This window comes from Cupriavidus sp. 2KB_3 (assembly GCF_052115685.1).
GTDB classification, from domain to species: Bacteria; Pseudomonadota; Gammaproteobacteria; order Burkholderiales; family Burkholderiaceae; genus Cupriavidus; species Cupriavidus campinensis.
Window position 1 is genome coordinate 109025 of sequence record NZ_JBFRHD010000020.1, and the last position, 16011, is coordinate 125035.

The following is a 16011-nucleotide window of genomic DNA, read 5'->3' on the forward strand; positions in this document are numbered from 1 at the left end:
ATGTAATGATTCCGATACATTTATCTTTGGTTTGATTGTCAGGCGTGGCGTACGCACCACACAGGTGCCGCGTATCGTGCCTGGCGTCCTGAAATGAAAAACGGCCGGGACGATTGCGCCCCGGCCGTTGATATGTCACTTCTCCGCAGGCCTCGAAGGGCCTGGGCTTATTCCCACTCGATTGTCGCTGGCGGCTTGCCCGACACGTCGTACACCACCCGGTTCAGGCCCCGCACCTCGTTGATGATGCGGTTCGAGCAGCGGCCCAGCAGCGCGTACGGCAGGTGCGCCCAGTGGGCGGTCATGAAGTCGGTGGTCTGCACTGCGCGCAGGGCCACCACGTAGTCGTACGTACGGCCATCGCCCATCACGCCGACGGACTTCACCGGCAGGAACACCGCGAAGGCCTGGCTGGTCAGGTCGTACCAGCTCTTGCCCACTTGCTGCGGCTCGCACAGGCCCGCCGCGGCATCCTGCTCCGTGGCGATGGTCTTGCGCAGTTCCTCGATGAAGATGGCGTCTGCGCGGCGCAGCAGCTCGGCGTAGTCGCGCTTGACCTCGCCCAGGATCCGCACGCCCAGGCCCGGGCCCGGGAACGGATGGCGGTACACCATCTCGGGCGGCAGGCCCAGTTCCACGCCCAGCTCGCGCACTTCGTCCTTGAACAGGTCGCGCAGCGGCTCCAGCAGCTTCAGGCCCAGCGTCTCGGGCAGGCCGCCAACGTTGTGGTGGCTCTTGATCGTGGTCGCCTTCTTGGTCTTGGTGCCGCCCGATTCCACCACGTCCGGGTAGATCGTGCCCTGCGCCAGCCACTTGGCATTGCTCAGCTTCTTGGCCTCGGCCTGGAAGACCTCGACAAACTCGCGGCCGATGATCTTGCGCTTCTGCTCGGGGTCCGTCACGCCGGCCAGATGCCCCAGGAACTGCTCCGAGGCGTCGATATGGACTACCTTGGCATGCAGCCGGCCCGCGAACATCTCCATGACCATCTTGCCCTCGTCCAGGCGCAGCAGGCCGTGGTCGACAAACACGCAGGTCAGCTGGTCGCCAATGGCGCGATGGATCAGCGCCGCCGCCACCGAGGAATCCACGCCGCCGGACAGGCCCAGAATGACTTCCTCGTCACCCACCTGCTCGCGGATCTTGGCCACGGCTTCGGCGATATGGTCGCGCATCACCCAGTCGGCCTTCGCGCCGGCGATCTTGAGCACGAAGCGCTCGAGCATCTCGCGGCCCTTTGCCGTATGCGTGACTTCCGGGTGGAACTGCACCGCGTAATAGCCGCGCGCCTCATCGGCCATGCCGGCGATCGGGCAGCTCGGCGTGGACGCCATCAGCTTGAAGCCCGGCGGCAGTTCGGCCACCTTGTCGCCATGGCTCATCCAGACCTTGAGCATGCCGTGGCCTTCGGGCGTCGCGAAATCCTCGACGCCATCGAGCAGCCTGGTATGCCCATGGGCGCGCACCTCGGCATAGCCGAATTCGCGATGGTCGCTCCACTCCACCTTGCCGCCCAGCTGCACGGCCATGGTCTGCATGCCGTAGCAGATGCCCAGCACCGGCACGCCGAGGTCCCACACGGCCTGCGGCGCGCGCAGCTGGTGGTCTTCGTAGGTGCTGGCGTGGCTGCCGGACAGGATGATGGCCTTCGGCGCGTACTGGCGGACGAATTCGTCGGTCACATCGTTAGGATGGATCTCGCAGTAGACGTGCGCCTCGCGAACGCGGCGGGCAATCAGCTGCGTGACCTGCGAGCCGAAATCAAGGATGAGGATTTTGTCGTGCATGATGGGCGTTTGGCAGAGCTTCCGGCTCGGGTTCGGGCATGACCTCGGTGCCCGGACCGTAGCCGGGTGGCGGGGTGATGACCGGCTCGCGCCGGTATTCGGGGGATCCATGCGGGCGTGCCGGGTAGGCGGCGCCGGGTTGTTGGTGCGGGTCGGCGGGGTCGACGGTATCGACCGGCGTGCCGGGATAGTACACGGGGCCATCGCCATGCCGGGCGGCGCGCAGCTCAGCCTCGCGCTGGGCCAGTTGCTCCCGCTCACGCAGGCGCACGCGCTTGGCGGCGGGCATCTGCACCACGGCGAAGAACAGCATGACAGCGGCCAGCGTCAGCAGCCAGACCTTGCCGGCGCCTTGCACGGGCATGTCGAGGAACAGCGTCCACGCCACGATCAGTACGGCGCTCACCAGGTTCACCTGGCCCGCCGTGCGTGCCACGGGCACGGTCAACTGGCCGTTGATGGCGGCCTGGAGCAGCAGCCAGGCCAAGCCGATCATCGCCACGCCGAGCAGTTGGCCGAACAGGGCCGGCTGCGGCTGCGGCAACTGGAGTGCGGCATACAGCGTCGTGAACGGCGACAGCAACAGCAGGATGCCGAGCAGCAGGTCTAGCAAGGCGTCGAAGAACAGCACGGCTCGCAATAGTACTTTCATGGGCGCTCCTTTTTCCTGATGCTTCTTGCGTCGCGGCCGCGCGGCCTCGTCAACCTCGACGTTGCCAGCGCGGCCGTGATGCCCAGGTCGGGCGGGCCATATCGGGATCAGTCGATATGGTAGTTCGGCGCTTCCTTGGTGATCTGCACATCGTGCACGTGCGATTCGCGCATGCCGGCAGCCGTGATCTGCACGAACTCGGCCGTCTCGTGCCAGGTGGCGATGGAGTTGCTGCCGCAATAGCCCATCGACGCACGCACGCCACCGGTGAGCTGGTGGATGATCGCCATGACCGAGCCCTTGTAGGGGACGCGGCCCTCGATGCCTTCCGGCACGAGCTTGTCGACGTTGGCGGTGTTGTCTTCCTGGAAGTAGCGGTCGGCGGCGCCGTCCTTCATCGCGCCCACGGAACCCATGCCGCGATAGCTCTTGAACGAGCGGCCCTGGTACAGGAACACCTCGCCCGGCGCTTCCTCGGTACCCGAGAACATGCCGCCCATCATCACGGTGTGCGCGCCGGCCGCCAGGGCCTTGGCCACATCGCCCGAGTAACGGATGCCGCCATCGGCGATCAGCGGCACGCCGGTGCCCTTGAGCGCCTCGGACACGTTGGAGACGGCGGTGATCTGGGGCACGCCCACGCCGGCCACGATCCGCGTGGTGCAGATCGAACCGGGGCCGATGCCCACCTTCACGCCATCCGCGCCATGCTCGACCAGCGCCAGCGCGGCCGCGCCGGTGGCGATGTTGCCGCCCACCACCTGCACGTGCGGGAAGTTCTGCTTGACCCAGCGCACGCGGTCCAGCACGCCCTGGCTGTGGCCATGCGCCGTATCGACCACAATCACGTCCACGCCGGCCTTGACCAGCAGTTCCACGCGTTCGTCGTTATCCGGACCCACGCCCACGGCGGCGCCCACGCGCAGCTGGCCGTGATCGTCCTTGCTGGCCAGCGGGTTGTCCACGGCCTTCTGGATGTCCTTCACGGTGATCAGGCCACGCAGCTCGGACGAGGAATTGACCACCAGCACGCGCTCCAGGCGGTGACGGTTCATCAGGCGCTTGGCCTCGTCCAGCGTGGCGCCTTCGGCCACGGTGACAAGCTTTTCGCGCGGGGTCATCTTGGCGCGCACCGGGGCGTCGAGTTCTTCCTCGAAGCGCAGGTCGCGGTTGGTGATGATGCCGACTACGGTCTTGCCTTCGAGCACCGGGAAGCCGGAAATGCCATGCTGCTGCGACAGCGCGATCACATCGCGGACCTTCATGTCCGGCGAAATGGTGATCGGATCACGCAGCACACCCGATTCGTAGCGCTTCACGCGCGCCACTTCACGGGCCTGGTCGGCGGGCTTCAGGTTCTTGTGGACGATGCCGATGCCGCCGGCCTGCGCCATCGCAATGGCAAGGCGGGCTTCCGTCACGGTATCCATGGCGGCGGACACGAGCGGAATGTTCAGTTCGATCGAACGGGTCAGGCGGGTGCGGAGGGAAACATCCCGGGGCAGGACGGCCGAATAGGCCGGTACAAGCAGCACGTCATCGAATGTGAGTGCTTTCTGGACAAGACGCATAGCAAATCCTCTAGGCGCAAAAGCAGATTATACAGGAATGCAGGATTTGCTGATGCGTTCTTGCATCCCGCTTGCTATTCTCGGCCTCCCTTCCACAGATCACAACAGGAGTCCGATGGGCATCGGCGTTTTGTGCGGGCTGCTGGCCGGCGCGTTCTGGGGCATGGTGTTCATCGCGCCGAAGCTGCTGCCGGCGTTTTCGCCCTGGGAACTCGCCATTGGCCGGTACCTGGCCTATGGGCTCGTCGCCTTCGTGGCGGCGCTGCCGCTGATGCGGCGCCTCGCAAAAAAGCTAACCCGGGGCGATTGCGTCGCCCTGCTGCGCCAGGCGTTCACCGGCAACCTGCTCTATTACGTGCTGCTGGCGTTTGGCGTGCAGTTGGCCGGGGTCGGGCCAACCTCGCTGATCATTGGCATCCTGCCGGTTTCCATCACGATCATGGGCCGCCGCGACCACGGCGCAGTGCCGCTCTCGCGGCTGGTCTGGCCGCTGCTGGTGGTGGCGGCGGGCATCGCCTGCATCAATGTCGACCTGTTTGCCGGGGGCGGCAGTGCACACGGCACGGCGGCGGGCGCCCTGGCCCGTCCGGCGTGGCAGAAGCTGGCTGGCGTGGCCTGCGCGGCGGGCGCGCTGGTCTGCTGGACGCTCTACGCCGTGGACAACGCACGTTACCTCCAGCGCCATCCGCACTACAGCGGGAACGAATGGTCAGCCCTGTACGGGCTGTCCACCGGGCTGGTTTCGGTGGTGCTGGCCGGCATCGGCTGGCTCTTTGCTGGCGAGGTGTTGACCGCCCCGGGCAGCGGCCGCGCGTGGCAGTGGTTCTGGATGGTCAACGCCGCCGTGGCACTCGGGGCGTCGCTTATTGGCAACAACCTCTGGAATATCGCGAGCCGCCGCCTGCCGCTGACGCTTTCGGGGCAAATGATCGTTTTTGAGACGCTGTTCGCGCTGGCATACGGGTTTGTGTTCGATCACCGCTGGCCAAGGCCGCTGGAGTTGGCCGCCATCGCGCTGCTGATCGTCGGGGTGGCCTGGTCCGTGCGCTTGCACGCCACGGACAAGTCTGCGTAGACTACCGGGCATGACGCGGGGGTCACATGGTTGTCAACCCTCCTACCGTCCGGTTTTCATCGCCAACCTGGCATTTTCTGCCCAGACGCCACAGATACTCTTGCCATGAACCGTTCGACCGCGCTGTACCTGCTTGTTGCCGCCAGTCTTGCCGTGCCCACCACGGCCTTTTCCCAATGGCAGTGGAAGGATGGCACCGGCCGCATGGTCTATAGCGATGTCCCGCCGCCGCCCTCCGTGCCGGACCGCGCCATCGTGATGGCGCCCGGCCGCGCGGCAGGCGCCTATCGCCCGGTGGAAGCCGAAACTGCCACGAAGGTCGACGGACAAGCCGACGCCAAGGCACCCGCGGGCGACGCGCCCCGGGCTCGCCAGGTAAGCGCGCGGAGCAAGGACAAGCCCGCCGGGACCGATCCGGAGCAGGCTTTCCGCGAGCGGCGTGAGGAGCGCCTCAAGGCCGACCTGGAAGCTGCCACCAAGGAACGCGAGCAACTCGCCCGCCAGACGCGCTGCGAAGAGATGTCGAACTACGCCACGGGGCTGCGCGAAGGCATGCGCGTCTCGAAGGCCGGCCCGGATGGCGCCGCGCACCGCCTGAACGGCGACGAACGCGCCGCCGAACTCGACAGAATTAGCCAGTCGATGGCCCAGCACTGCAGCTGAGGCACAGGGTGGGCGCCGGACAGCGCTGCCCGCCCAGTCAACTCCCCTGCCCGCCCCCGCCGCGCAGCCATTTCAGGCCTTCGCGCGTTCCGGTGGCCCGGGTCTTCTGCACGCGCTTGCGGCGCGCCTGCTTGGGATCAGCGGTCAGCGGCCGATAGACTTCCACCCGGTCCCCCTCCCGAACCATCGTTTCCGCGGTCTTGAGCTTGCCGTAGATGCCGACGCGGGCCGTGGTCGGATCCACTTCGGGATACGCCTCGGTCAGGCCGCTGGCGCGAATCGCCCCCTCCACGCTCGTGCCGGCCGGCACCGAGACTTCCTTCAGGAACACCGCGTCGGGCCTGGCGTAGCAGACCGAGAGCCGCACCATGGCGCCCGCATCAGCCATTGTTGGCATAGACCACCTCGGCGCGCTTGACGAAGGCATCCACAAACGTATTGGCGATCATGCTGAACACCGGACCGATGATTTTCTCGAGAATGACGCTCGAAAACTCGTAATGCAGGTGAAATTCGATCTTGCAGGCGTCAGCGCGCAGCGGCGTAAAGCGCCACGAGCCGTTGAAGGTCTTGAAAGGACCGTCCGCGAACGTCATATCAATGCGTGTGGGCCGCTCCTGCACGTTCCGGGTATGGAAATACTGCTTGATGCCGTTGAAATGGATATGGAGCTTCGCGTCAAGCAGGGTCTCGGTGTTCTCGAAGATCTCCACGCCACCGCACCATGGCAGGAACTTGGGATAGTCCTCCACGCGGGTGACCAGGTCATACATCTGCTCGGCCGAATAGCCAAGCAGGACGGATTTATGGACGTCTGCCATGTAATCGGATGCGGGCGCCGCCAGGGGCTGGGCCCGAACGGGGCGGGTTTGCTAGAATCCCGATTTTAGCCGACACGCGGGTCGACGGCATCCCCGGCGCACATGGCGCCCCTCGATGACGCCGCAACGGTCGCTCCCCTCTTTGCCGCAGCGCGGCAGCCTTGCTCAGGAATCCACCACGTACGCATGACCATCGCTGATAACAAGAAAGCCTTTTTCGACTACTTCATCGAAGAACGCTACGAAGCCGGGATTGTGCTGGAGGGCTGGGAAGTCAAGGCCATCCGGGCCAACCGCGTGCAGATCAAGGAGGGCTACGTCGTGGTGCGCAACGCCGAGATGTACCTGATCGGCGCCCATATCAGCCCGCTGCAGAGTGCCTCCACGCACGTGACGCCGGATCCCGTGCGCACGCGCAAGCTGCTGCTGAAGGCCGACGAGATCAAGAAGCTGATCGGCAAGGTCGAGCAGCGCGGCTATACGCTCGTGCCGCTGAACCTGCACTACACGCGTGGCCGCGTGAAGTGCGAAATCGGCCTGGGCAAGGGCAAGAAGCAGTTCGACAAGCGCGAAACCGAGAAAAATCGGGACTGGCAGCGCGAAAAGGCGCGCCTGATGAAGGGCGACAACAAGGAATAAGAAAAAACGGAGGCCAGTGCCTCCGTTTTTTGTCTGGCGTGCCGCTTCAGAAAGCGTCGCTCAGGCCTTCTGCTGGGTTTTCACGATTTGCAACGCCGAGGCGATCATCGAACTCATTTCGCCGAGGTTGCCCGGCACGATCAGCGTGTTGCCCTGCTTGGCGAGGTTGCCAAATGCGGCAACATATTCCTCGGCCACCTTGAGGTTGACAGCTTCCGAGCCGCCCTCGCCCCGGATCGCATGACCGATCTTCTCGATGGCCTGCGCATTGGCTTCGGCCACGGCCAGGATCGCCGACGCCTCACCCTGTGCCTTGTTGATCGCCGCCTGCCGCTCGCCCTCGGATTTCTGGATCGCCGCCTCACGGGCGCCGGAGGCCAGATTGATCTGCTCCTGCCGCTTGCCTTCGGAAGCCGCGATGAGCGCCCGCTTTTCGCGCTCGGCAGTGATCTGCGCCTGCATCGCGTGCAGGATTTCCTTCGGCGGTGTCAGGTCCTTGATTTCGTAGCGCAGCACCTTCACGCCCCAGTTGGCGGCGGCCTCGTCGAGCGCATTGACCACGCTGTGGTTGATGTACTCGCGCTCCTCGAAGGTCTTGTCCAGCTCCAGCTTGCCGATTACCGAGCGCAGCGTGGTCTGCGACAGCTGCGTGATCGCGACCACGAAGTTGCTCGAGCCGTAGGATGCCTTCATCGGATCCGTCACCTGGAAGTACAGCACGCCGTCCACCTGCAACTGCGTGTTGTCCTTGGTGATGCAGACCTGGCTCGGCACATCAAGCGGAATTTCCTTGAGGATGTGCTTGTAGGCCACGCGATCCACGAACGGCACCACGATCGTCAGGCCTGGCGTCAGCGTGGCGTGGTAGCGGCCCAGACGCTCGAGCACCCATGCGTGCTGCTGCGGCACGATCTTGATGCCCTTGGCAATCAGCACGATGGCCGCGATGAGCAGAATCAGTGGAAACAGCCCGAGCTGGTAGGCAAGCATGTACAACTCCCGTCAAATAGGAATACGACTAGTCATTGGATGTGTGCCGCGCAGGGATTAGCGCGGCGAGACGATCAGCGTGGCACCCCGGACTTCGACAATGCGAAAGCGACCCGGAAGCGGCTCGGTATTCGGCGCCAATTCCACGGTCCAGTCAGCGCCGCGATACGGCACACGGGCACGCCCATTGGGGTCCCAGGCAGACACATCAAGTTCCTGCCCGATATCGAGGTTCACATCGGGATCGGTGGATGCCGTACCCCGTCGCAGCGTGCCGTAGCGCGTGCGCCGCAGGGCGGTGATGCACGCGATGGCCACCAGCGCAGCCGTGATCGTCTGCGCCGGCTCGCCGAGGCCCGCAAGCGCGGCCACGCCACCGGCCACCACGCCCACCGCGATCATCAGCAGATAAAAGGTGCCCGTCGCCATCTCGGCGATTACCAGCACCACTGCCGCGGCGAACCATATGTAATAAGACGACATCCCGCTCCTTTTCCCAAACAAAAAACCCCCGCCGCGCCATAGGCGCCTGCGGGGGCTGTTGCAACACCTGCCGCAGGGCCGGTGCCACGCGGCGTCCCGGGTTCAGCCGGGCGCCGCTTTGGATGAGTTGTCGCTATTGTGACGCCAAATGCCTTACGAAGCCAGTTGCTTCCAGGTTTCGACCACGGAATCAGGATTCAGCGAGATCGACTTGATGCCTTCCTTGGCCAGCCAGGCCGCGAAGTCCGGATGGTCCGAAGGCCCCTGACCGCAAATGCCGACGTACTTGTCCAGACGCAGCGCCGTGGAAATGGCGCGCTGCAGCATGAAGATCACGGCGGGATCGCGCTCGTCGAAATCCTTGGCCAGCAGTTCCATGCCGGAGTCGCGGTCCAGACCCAGCGTCAGCTGCGTCAGGTCGTTCGAGCCGATCGAGAACCCGTCGAAGAACTGCAGGAATTCCTCGGCCAGGATCGCGTTCGACGGCACTTCGCACATCATGATGATGCGCAGGCCGTTCTCGCCGCGCTTCAGGCCGTGCTTGGCGAGCAACCCGATGACCTTCTCGGCCTGGCCCAGCGTGCGCACGAACGGCACCATGATCTCGACGTTGGTCAGGCCCATTTCGTCGCGCACGCGCTTCATGGCCTTGCATTCCATCTCGAACGCTTCGGCGAAGTCCTCGGCGATGTAGCGCGAAGCGCCACGGAACCCCAGCATCGGGTTTTCCTCGTCCGGCTCGTAGCGCGAACCGCCGATCAGCTTCTTGTACTCATTCGACTTGAAGTCGGACAGGCGCACGATCACGGGCTTCGGATAGAACGCCGCACCGATCGTGGCGATGCCTTCCGCCAGCTTGTCGACGTAGAACGCGCGCGGGCTGGCGTGGCCACGGGCCACCGATTCCACAGCCTTCTTCAGGTCGGCATCGACCTGCGGATAGTCGAGAATCGCCTTCGGGTGAACGCCGATGTTGTTGTTGATGATGAACTCGAGGCGGGCCAGGCCCACACCATGGTTCGGGATCTGCGCGAAGTCGAACGCGAGCTGCGGATTGCCCACGTTCATCATGATCTTGGTTTCGATCTCGGGCATCTCGCCGCGCTGGACCTCGGTGATCTCGGTCTCGAGCAGGCCGTCGTAGATGCGGCCTTCGTCGCCTTCGGCGCACGATACCGTCACCAGCGTGCCGTCCTTCAGCAAATCGGTCGCATCGCCGCAACCCACCACGGCCGGCACGCCCAGTTCACGGGCGATGATGGCCGCGTGGCAGGTACGGCCGCCACGGTTGGTCACGATGGCCGAGGCACGCTTCATCACCGGCTCCCAGTTCGGGTCGGTCATGTCGGCCACCAGCACGTCACCCGGCTGGACGCGTTCCATCTCGGACGGATCGTTGATCACGCGGACCGGGCCAGTACCAATCTTCTGGCCGATGGCGCGGCCGCTGGTCAGCACCGGCGCCGTGCCCTTGAGCTTGAAGCGCTGCTCGGCCTTGCCGGCCGCCTGGCTCTTCACCGTCTCCGGGCGCGCCTGGAGAATGTAGATCTTGCCGTCCTTGCCGTCCTTGCCCCACTCGATGTCCATCGGGCGGGCATAGTGCTTCTCGATGATCATCGCGTACTTGGCCAGTTCCGACACATCGGCGTCGGTGATCGAGTAGCGGTTACGCAGCTCGGGCGGCACGTCGACGGTCTTCACCCGGCCGGCCTCACCCGGGCCCGTGAATTCCATCTTGATCAGCTTCGAGCCAATCGAGCGACGGATGATGGGGTACTTGCCCAGTTCCAGGGTCGGCTTGAAGACGTAGAACTCGTCCGGATTCACGGCGCCCTGCACCACGGTCTCGCCGAGGCCGTAGCTCGACGTGATGAAGACCACGTCGGGGAAGCCGGATTCGGTATCGATGGTGAACATCACGCCCGACGCGGCGAGGTCCGAACGGACCATGCGCTGCACGCCGGCGGACAGCGCTACCACATCGTGGGCAAAGCCCTTGTGCACGCGGTACGAGATGGCACGGTCGTTGTAGAGCGAGGCGAACACGTGCTTGATCTTGTCGAGCACGTCGTCGATGCCGCTGACGTTGAGGTACGACTCCTGCTGGCCGGCGAACGAGGCGTCCGGCAGGTCTTCCGCCGTGGCCGAGGAACGGACGGCGAACGATGCCTCGGCACCTTCGCGGGCCGACACGCGGGCGTAGTGTTCGCGGATCTCCTGTTCCAGGCGCGGCTGGAACGGGGCGGCGGCAACCCAGCCGCGGATCTCGGCACCGGCTTCAGCCAGGGCCTTCACGTCATCGACGTCGAGCGTCTTCAGGCGATCCGAAATGCGGGTGGTCAGGTCGTTGTGCTGCAGGAAGTCGCGGAACGCGAGCGAGGTGGTGGCAAAACCGCCGGGAACACGGACGCCAGCCTCTGCCAGCTGGGAGATCATCTCCCCCAGCGAAGAGTTCTTGCCGCCGACGGTTTCCACGTCATGCATGCGCAACTGCTCGAACGGCAGCACATAGGCGCCGTTATCTGCCTGGTTAGTCATAAAAGCCTCAAAAACAAAGTAAGAAATCGGTGTCACCGACCGGTATGTTGTTGGGGTTCTGTTCCCGGCGGATCGCTTGGCTAAACCATTCCAAAGTGCATGCGGATGCTGCGGCGCACATTGTCGACAATTGTGCTGCAAATCGTTACTGCACCGGCGCGGGCGGAATTGCTTAGCGAAAAGATCGCCGCTATTCTACCGTGCCGCACCGCACTTTCGCGTGGCTGCCTCAAATAATTGACCAGACATGTCCCTTCCCGAAGCGCCTGATGCGCCCCAACAGGCGCCTGCGCCCGGCCCGGCGGCAAGCCCTGCCGCCTCTCCCGCCGCCGCGTCCCCGGCCACCGCCAGCGCTGGCGATCGCCCTGCCGTCCGTACGGTTTTTATCGTATCGGATGGCACCGGCATCACGGCCGAGACCTTCAGCCACTCCATTCTGGCCCAGTTCGAAATGCGCTTCCGCAAGGTGCGGATGCCGTTCGTGGACACGCCGGAAAAGGCCCACGTGGCCGTCGGCAAGATCAACGAGGCGTTCTACAACGAGGGCGTGCCGCCCATTGTGTTCACCACGCTGGTCAACGCGGAGGCCAACAAGGCCCTGCGGCGCGCCAAGGCAATGATCCTGGACATGTTCCAGACCTTCATCGAGCCGCTGGAAAAGGAACTGGGACTCAAGTCCACGCACGCAATCGGCCGCTTCCACCAGAATGCGGACACCGAGGCCTACAAGAACCGGATCGAGGCGATCAACTTCTCCCTGGCGCACGACGACGGCCAGTCGCACAAGAACCTGGAAGAAGCGGATGTGATCCTGGTGGGCGTGTCGCGCAGCGGCAAGACCCCGACGAGCTTGTATCTGGCGATGCAATACGGGCTGAAGGCCGCCAACTATCCGCTGATCCCGGACGATTTCGAACGCGGCCGCCTGCCGTCGGCACTCTACGCGTTCAAACCGAAGATTTTCGGGCTCTCGATCGATCCGCAGCGTCTCACCGAGATCCGCAACGAGCGGCGCCCGGGCAGCAAGTACGCAGCGCTGGAAAACTGCCGCTACGAGGTCAACGAGGCCGAGGCCATGATGCGCCGCGAAGGCATCAAGTGGCTCAGTTCGACCCACAAGTCGATCGAGGAGATCGCCACGACGATCCTCCAGGAAATCAAGATCGACCGCGACAACTACTGAGATTTTGAGAATCGTCCCGTAGCGCTGGAGGCCGAACTCCTGGTGTCAGCGCTACGCCGCGCGGCGCTGCCTGACCGCTTCAAACAGGCAGACAGCAGTCGCCGCCGCCACGTTGAGTGACTCAAGGCCGCCCGGCTGCGGAATGCCGACGGTTCGCGAGACGCGCGCCATCCATTCCGGACTGACGCCTGCGCCTTCGTTGCCGACGACCCAGCCCACCGGCTGACGCAGATCGGTGTCAAACACGGCTGCGTCGGCGTGCGATGACGTCGCCAGCAGGGGCACGGCCAGCCGGCTTTCGAGCATCCCGAGCGTGCAATGCTCGACGATGTTGAGGTGGAAGTTCGCGCCCATGCCCGCGCGCAGGGTCTTGACCGACCACGCAAACGCGCAGCCCGTGGTCAGGAAGGCATGCGGAATACCTGCCGCGGCAGCGCTGCGCAGGATCGAGCCGACATTTCCGGCATCTTGCACCCCGTCCAGGATCACGCAATCCGTGTCGATCGTGGAAGGCAGGTGCCCGCCGGGTGTGTCGATCACCAACACCAGATCGATGCCGTTCACGACACTGGTGATCTGCGCGAACAGCGCATCCGCAAGGAGGACGACACGGTCCGGATCGATGCCCTCGAGCAGCGGACGGACTTCGGCATGATCGTAGTGCCGCTCTGACACGACACAACTGACCGGCTGCCCCCGCGCGGCCACATACGCCTGCGCGAGGTGCACGCCATCGAGCACGGACTGCCCCGCCTTGCGGCGCGCGTGCGTGGACCCCGTGAGGGCCTTCAGGTGCTTGAACAGCGCATTGTCGCGCGAGGTGACGTGCTTCAAGGATGTGTCTCAGAAAGGCAGCGCGTCGCGCTCCAGCACCCGCCGCACTGGCGCGAACGAGCTGCGGTGATGCGGTGTCGCGCCGAACTGCTCGAGCGCGGCCAGATGCTGCGGCGTGGGATAGCCCACGTGGGCATCGAAGCCATACTGGGGATATTCCAGGTGCAGTGCATGAAGCTCGCGGTCGCGGGCCACCTTGGCAAGGATCGACGCAGCGGAAATGGCCCGCACTTTGGCGTCGCCCTTCACGATTGCCTCGACCGGATACGGCACCTGCGGACAACGGTTGCCATCGACCTGCACCAGATCGGGCATGACGCCGCTGGCCGTCAGGCCCGCCACCGCGCGTTGCATCGCCAGCATGGAGGCGTGCAGGATATTGAGCGAGTCGATCTCTTCGACCGAGGCCGAAGCGATGTGCCAGCCGATCGCACGTTCGCAGATGCGTTCGAACAGCACCTCGCGCTTTTCTGCGGTCAGGATCTTCGAGTCGGCGAGGCCCCGGATTTGCCGTTCAGGGTTCAGGATCACCGCGGCGGCATAGACTGGCCCGGCCAGCGGGCCGCGCCCGGCCTCATCCACGCCGCAAAGACGGCGTACGACAGCGACGGTTTGGGTCAGTTCGAGTCCCATCTGCGGCGACGGAGCCTTTCCGGCTTTCTGACTGGCCATCAGCGCACACCCCGTTCGTGCATGAGATCCACCACCACGCCGGCGGCGAGGTTCGCGGTGTCGCGCTTCAGCGTCTCATGCATGGTCGTGAAATGTTCTCGCAAGAAGGCAATATTGCTCTCGTCGTTCAGTTGCAGCAGCGTCTCGCGCGCCAGTGCCTCGGGCGTGGCGTCGTCCTGGAGCAGTTCTGGCACCACGAACCGTCCTGACAGAATATTAGGCAAGCCCACGTAAGGCAGGTAGCCCTGCCGCTTCATGATCTGCGCTGTGAGCCAGGGCACCTTGTACGAGATAACCATCGGCTTCTTGTAGAGTGCCGCCTCGAGGGTGGCCGTGCCGCTGGCCAGCAGAACCACGTCGGCGGCTTCCATGGCCAGGTGCGACTGCCCGTCCACCACCGTCAAGTCGATCTCAGGGTAGCGCTCGTGCAGCCCGCGGATGATCTCGTGCAGCGGCGCGCTGGCTGCCGGCAGAACAAACGCCAGGTTGCCGTCCATGCGATGCATGCGTGCCATGGCCGCAAAGAACGTCGCGCCGAGGTTGCGCACCTCGGACTGCCGGCTGCCCGGCAGCACCGCGACGATGCGCTTGCCCTCGGGCAAGCCGAGCTTTTCCCGCGCGCCCTGGACGTCAGGCACCATCGGGATCACATCGGCCAGCGGATGACCGACGTAGGTCGCCGGTATGCCGGCCTTGGCATAGATCTCGGGCTCGAACGGGAACAGGCAGAGGATGTGGTCCACCGCGCGCGCGATGGTGCGGATGCGCCCGCCGCGCCACGCCCAGATCGACGGGCTGACGAAATGCACGACCGGAATGCCCGAGCGACGCAGGGGCACTTCCAATCCGAAATTGAAGTCGGGAGCATCCACGCCGATGAAACACAGCGGCGGATTGGCCAGCAGCTTGTCGCGAATCGCCCGGCGCGTCGCCAGGATTTCCCGCAGCGAACCGAGCACCTCCACATAGCCATTGACGGAAAGCGTCTCCATCGGCCAGTGGGAGACAAAGCCCTGCGCCATCATGCGGCGGCCGCCGATACCCGCAAAGTCCACGGACTCGCCCAGCCGCGCATGCAGCCCTTCAAGCAGAAGCGAAGCCAGCAGATCGCCGGAAGCCTCCCCGGCGACCATGGCAATCGTGCCTCGCTTGTTGACACTCCCCCGAGCGAGGGCGGGCGGATCGGCCTGCACTGCGGCGTGGATCATGTGCGGCGCGGCTTAGCGGACGATGCCGCGCTGCGTCGCGGCCAGGAATTCCACGAAGGCGCGCAGCGGCGCGCCGGTGGCCACATCGGTCTGGCCCAGGAGGGCCGAGATCTCGCTGCGCGCCTCGTCGAAACCCAGGTCTGACTTGTAGAGCAGCTTGTAGGCCTGGCGCAGTGCGGCGATCTGGCCGGCATCAAAGCCCCGGCGACGCAGGCCTTCCACATTGATACCGTGCGGGGTGGCCTTGTTGCCGTTCTTGTCGCTCGCGGCGATCACGAACGGCGGCACGTCCTGGACCAACGCCGAAGCGCCGCCCAGCATCGCATGCGCGCCGATGCGCACAAACTGGTGCACGCCGCTCATGCCGCCGAGAATGGCCCAGTCGCCCACTTCCACGTGGCCTGCGATCTGCGCGTTACTCGAGAACACCGTGTTGTTGCCCACGCGGCAGTCGTGCGCGATGTGCACGTAGGCCATGATCCAGTTGTCGTTGCCAAGGCTGGTCACGCCCTGGTCCTGCACCGTGCCGGTGTGGATGGTCGTGAACTCGCGGATCGTGTTGCGGTCGCCAATCTCGAGCCGGGTGGGCTCGTTGGCGTACTTCATGTCCTGCGGCGTGCCACCCACCGAGGCGTAGGGCCCGATGCGGTTGCCTTCCCCAATGGTGGTATGGCCTTCGACGGTGGTATGCGAGCCGATCCGGGTGCCGCTGCCAATCCGCACGTTGGGACCGATAATGGAAAACGGACCGACGGTCACGTCGGCGGCAAGCTCTGCCTTCGGGTCGACCAGTGCGCTGGGATGGATTTGCGTCATACGTCCTGTCCTGTGGTCTGAATTCGGTTGAGTCCCGCGCGTTGCCACGCGGGACGGGGCCCATGTGTGGGCGCGGCGG

16 protein-coding genes are annotated in these 16011 nt (G+C 64.8%); 4 read left to right on the forward strand and 12 right to left on the reverse strand.

Translation table 11 applies throughout. From position 1 onward, the window contains the following. Positions 1 to 167: 167 nt before the first annotated feature. The 3 genes from guaA to guaB all read right to left on the reverse strand — a co-directional run bounded on the left by guaA (position 168) and on the right by guaB (position 4010). Positions 168 to 1787: a glutamine-hydrolyzing GMP synthase gene (gene guaA / locus AB4120_RS21050; protein ID WP_149135877.1), complete on the reverse strand. Its 1620-nt coding sequence runs from the start codon at positions 1785 to 1787 to the stop codon at positions 168 to 170. Beyond that, positions 1762 to 2439, reverse strand: a complete 678-nt coding sequence (locus AB4120_RS21055; protein ID WP_441642805.1) for a hypothetical protein — start codon at positions 2437 to 2439, stop codon at positions 1762 to 1764. The genes guaA and AB4120_RS21055 overlap by 26 nt, the downstream gene beginning before the upstream one ends. A gap of 107 nt (positions 2440 to 2546) precedes the next feature. Further along, complete coding sequence (gene guaB, locus AB4120_RS21060; protein WP_144195101.1) at positions 2547 to 4010, reverse strand: IMP dehydrogenase; 1464 nt, start codon at positions 4008 to 4010, stop codon at positions 2547 to 2549. A gap of 115 nt (positions 4011 to 4125) precedes the next feature. Between guaB and AB4120_RS21065 the strand changes: the two genes are divergently transcribed. Together AB4120_RS21065 and AB4120_RS21070 are read left to right on the forward strand one after the other, a co-directional pair. Further along, positions 4126 to 5085 carry a DMT family transporter gene (locus AB4120_RS21065; protein ID WP_149135875.1) on the forward strand — a complete coding sequence of 320 codons (960 nt, stop codon included), beginning with the start codon at positions 4126 to 4128 and terminating at the stop codon, positions 5083 to 5085. Between the two features lie 105 nt (positions 5086 to 5190). Then, the gene (locus tag AB4120_RS21070; RefSeq protein WP_149135874.1) at positions 5191 to 5748 is read left to right on the forward strand and encodes a DUF4124 domain-containing protein; all 558 of its coding nucleotides are present in this window, start codon (positions 5191 to 5193) and stop codon (positions 5746 to 5748) included. Between the two features lie 37 nt (positions 5749 to 5785). Here AB4120_RS21070 and AB4120_RS21075 read toward each other — a convergent pair whose 3' ends face one another. Continuing rightward, positions 5786 to 6145: an RnfH family protein gene (locus tag AB4120_RS21075; protein ID WP_149135873.1), complete on the reverse strand. Its 360-nt coding sequence runs from the start codon at positions 6143 to 6145 to the stop codon at positions 5786 to 5788. Then, positions 6129 to 6569 carry a type II toxin-antitoxin system RatA family toxin gene (locus AB4120_RS21080; protein WP_149135872.1) on the reverse strand — a complete coding sequence of 147 codons (441 nt, stop codon included), beginning with the start codon at positions 6567 to 6569 and terminating at the stop codon, positions 6129 to 6131. Before AB4120_RS21080 ends, AB4120_RS21075 begins: the two co-directional genes overlap by 17 nt. A gap of 186 nt (positions 6570 to 6755) precedes the next feature. On the opposite strand from AB4120_RS21080, the gene smpB reads away from it, so the two are divergent. Continuing rightward, positions 6756 to 7208, forward strand: coding sequence for an SsrA-binding protein SmpB (gene smpB, locus AB4120_RS21085; RefSeq protein WP_144195093.1), 453 nt, complete (start codon positions 6756 to 6758; stop codon positions 7206 to 7208). Positions 7209 to 7268: 60 nt separating this feature from the next. On the opposite strand, the gene AB4120_RS21090 is transcribed toward smpB, so the two are convergent. From AB4120_RS21090 to ppsA, 3 genes are all read right to left on the reverse strand, one after another. After that, positions 7269 to 8198 carry an SPFH domain-containing protein gene (locus AB4120_RS21090; RefSeq protein ID WP_149135871.1) on the reverse strand — a complete coding sequence of 310 codons (930 nt, stop codon included), beginning with the start codon at positions 8196 to 8198 and terminating at the stop codon, positions 7269 to 7271. Positions 8199 to 8255: 57 nt separating this feature from the next. After that, complete coding sequence (locus AB4120_RS21095) at positions 8256 to 8681, reverse strand: NfeD family protein (RefSeq protein ID WP_149135870.1); 426 nt, start codon at positions 8679 to 8681, stop codon at positions 8256 to 8258. A 153-nt stretch (positions 8682 to 8834) separates the two neighbouring features. Then, the gene (gene ppsA / locus AB4120_RS21100; protein ID WP_149135869.1) at positions 8835 to 11219 is read right to left on the reverse strand and encodes a phosphoenolpyruvate synthase; all 2385 of its coding nucleotides are present in this window, start codon (positions 11217 to 11219) and stop codon (positions 8835 to 8837) included. A 247-nt stretch (positions 11220 to 11466) separates the two neighbouring features. Between ppsA and ppsR the strand changes: the two genes are divergently transcribed. Next, on the forward strand, positions 11467 to 12402 hold the full coding sequence (ppsR, locus tag AB4120_RS21105; protein WP_149135868.1) for a posphoenolpyruvate synthetase regulatory kinase/phosphorylase PpsR: 936 nt from the start codon (positions 11467 to 11469) through the stop codon (positions 12400 to 12402). A 51-nt stretch (positions 12403 to 12453) separates the two neighbouring features. Here the strand turns inward: ppsR and AB4120_RS21110 are convergent, their stop codons facing one another. From AB4120_RS21110 to lpxA, 4 genes are all read right to left on the reverse strand, one after another. Then, positions 12454 to 13236, reverse strand: a complete 783-nt coding sequence (locus AB4120_RS21110; RefSeq protein ID WP_441642806.1) for a TrmH family RNA methyltransferase — start codon at positions 13234 to 13236, stop codon at positions 12454 to 12456. A 9-nt stretch (positions 13237 to 13245) separates the two neighbouring features. Then, positions 13246 to 13908 (reverse strand): ribonuclease HII, encoded by a 663-nt coding sequence (gene rnhB / locus AB4120_RS21115; protein WP_149135867.1) that lies wholly within the window; start codon positions 13906 to 13908, stop codon positions 13246 to 13248. After that, positions 13908 to 15041, reverse strand: a complete 1134-nt coding sequence (gene lpxB, locus AB4120_RS21120) for a lipid-A-disaccharide synthase (protein WP_250025358.1) — start codon at positions 15039 to 15041, stop codon at positions 13908 to 13910. Before lpxB ends, rnhB begins: the two co-directional genes overlap by 1 nt. An 87-nt stretch (positions 15042 to 15128) precedes the next feature. Then, entirely contained in the window at positions 15129 to 15932 is an 804-nt protein-coding gene (gene lpxA, locus AB4120_RS21125; protein ID WP_149135865.1) for an acyl-ACP--UDP-N-acetylglucosamine O-acyltransferase, read from the reverse strand. Between the last annotated feature and the right edge of the window lie 79 nt (positions 15933 to 16011).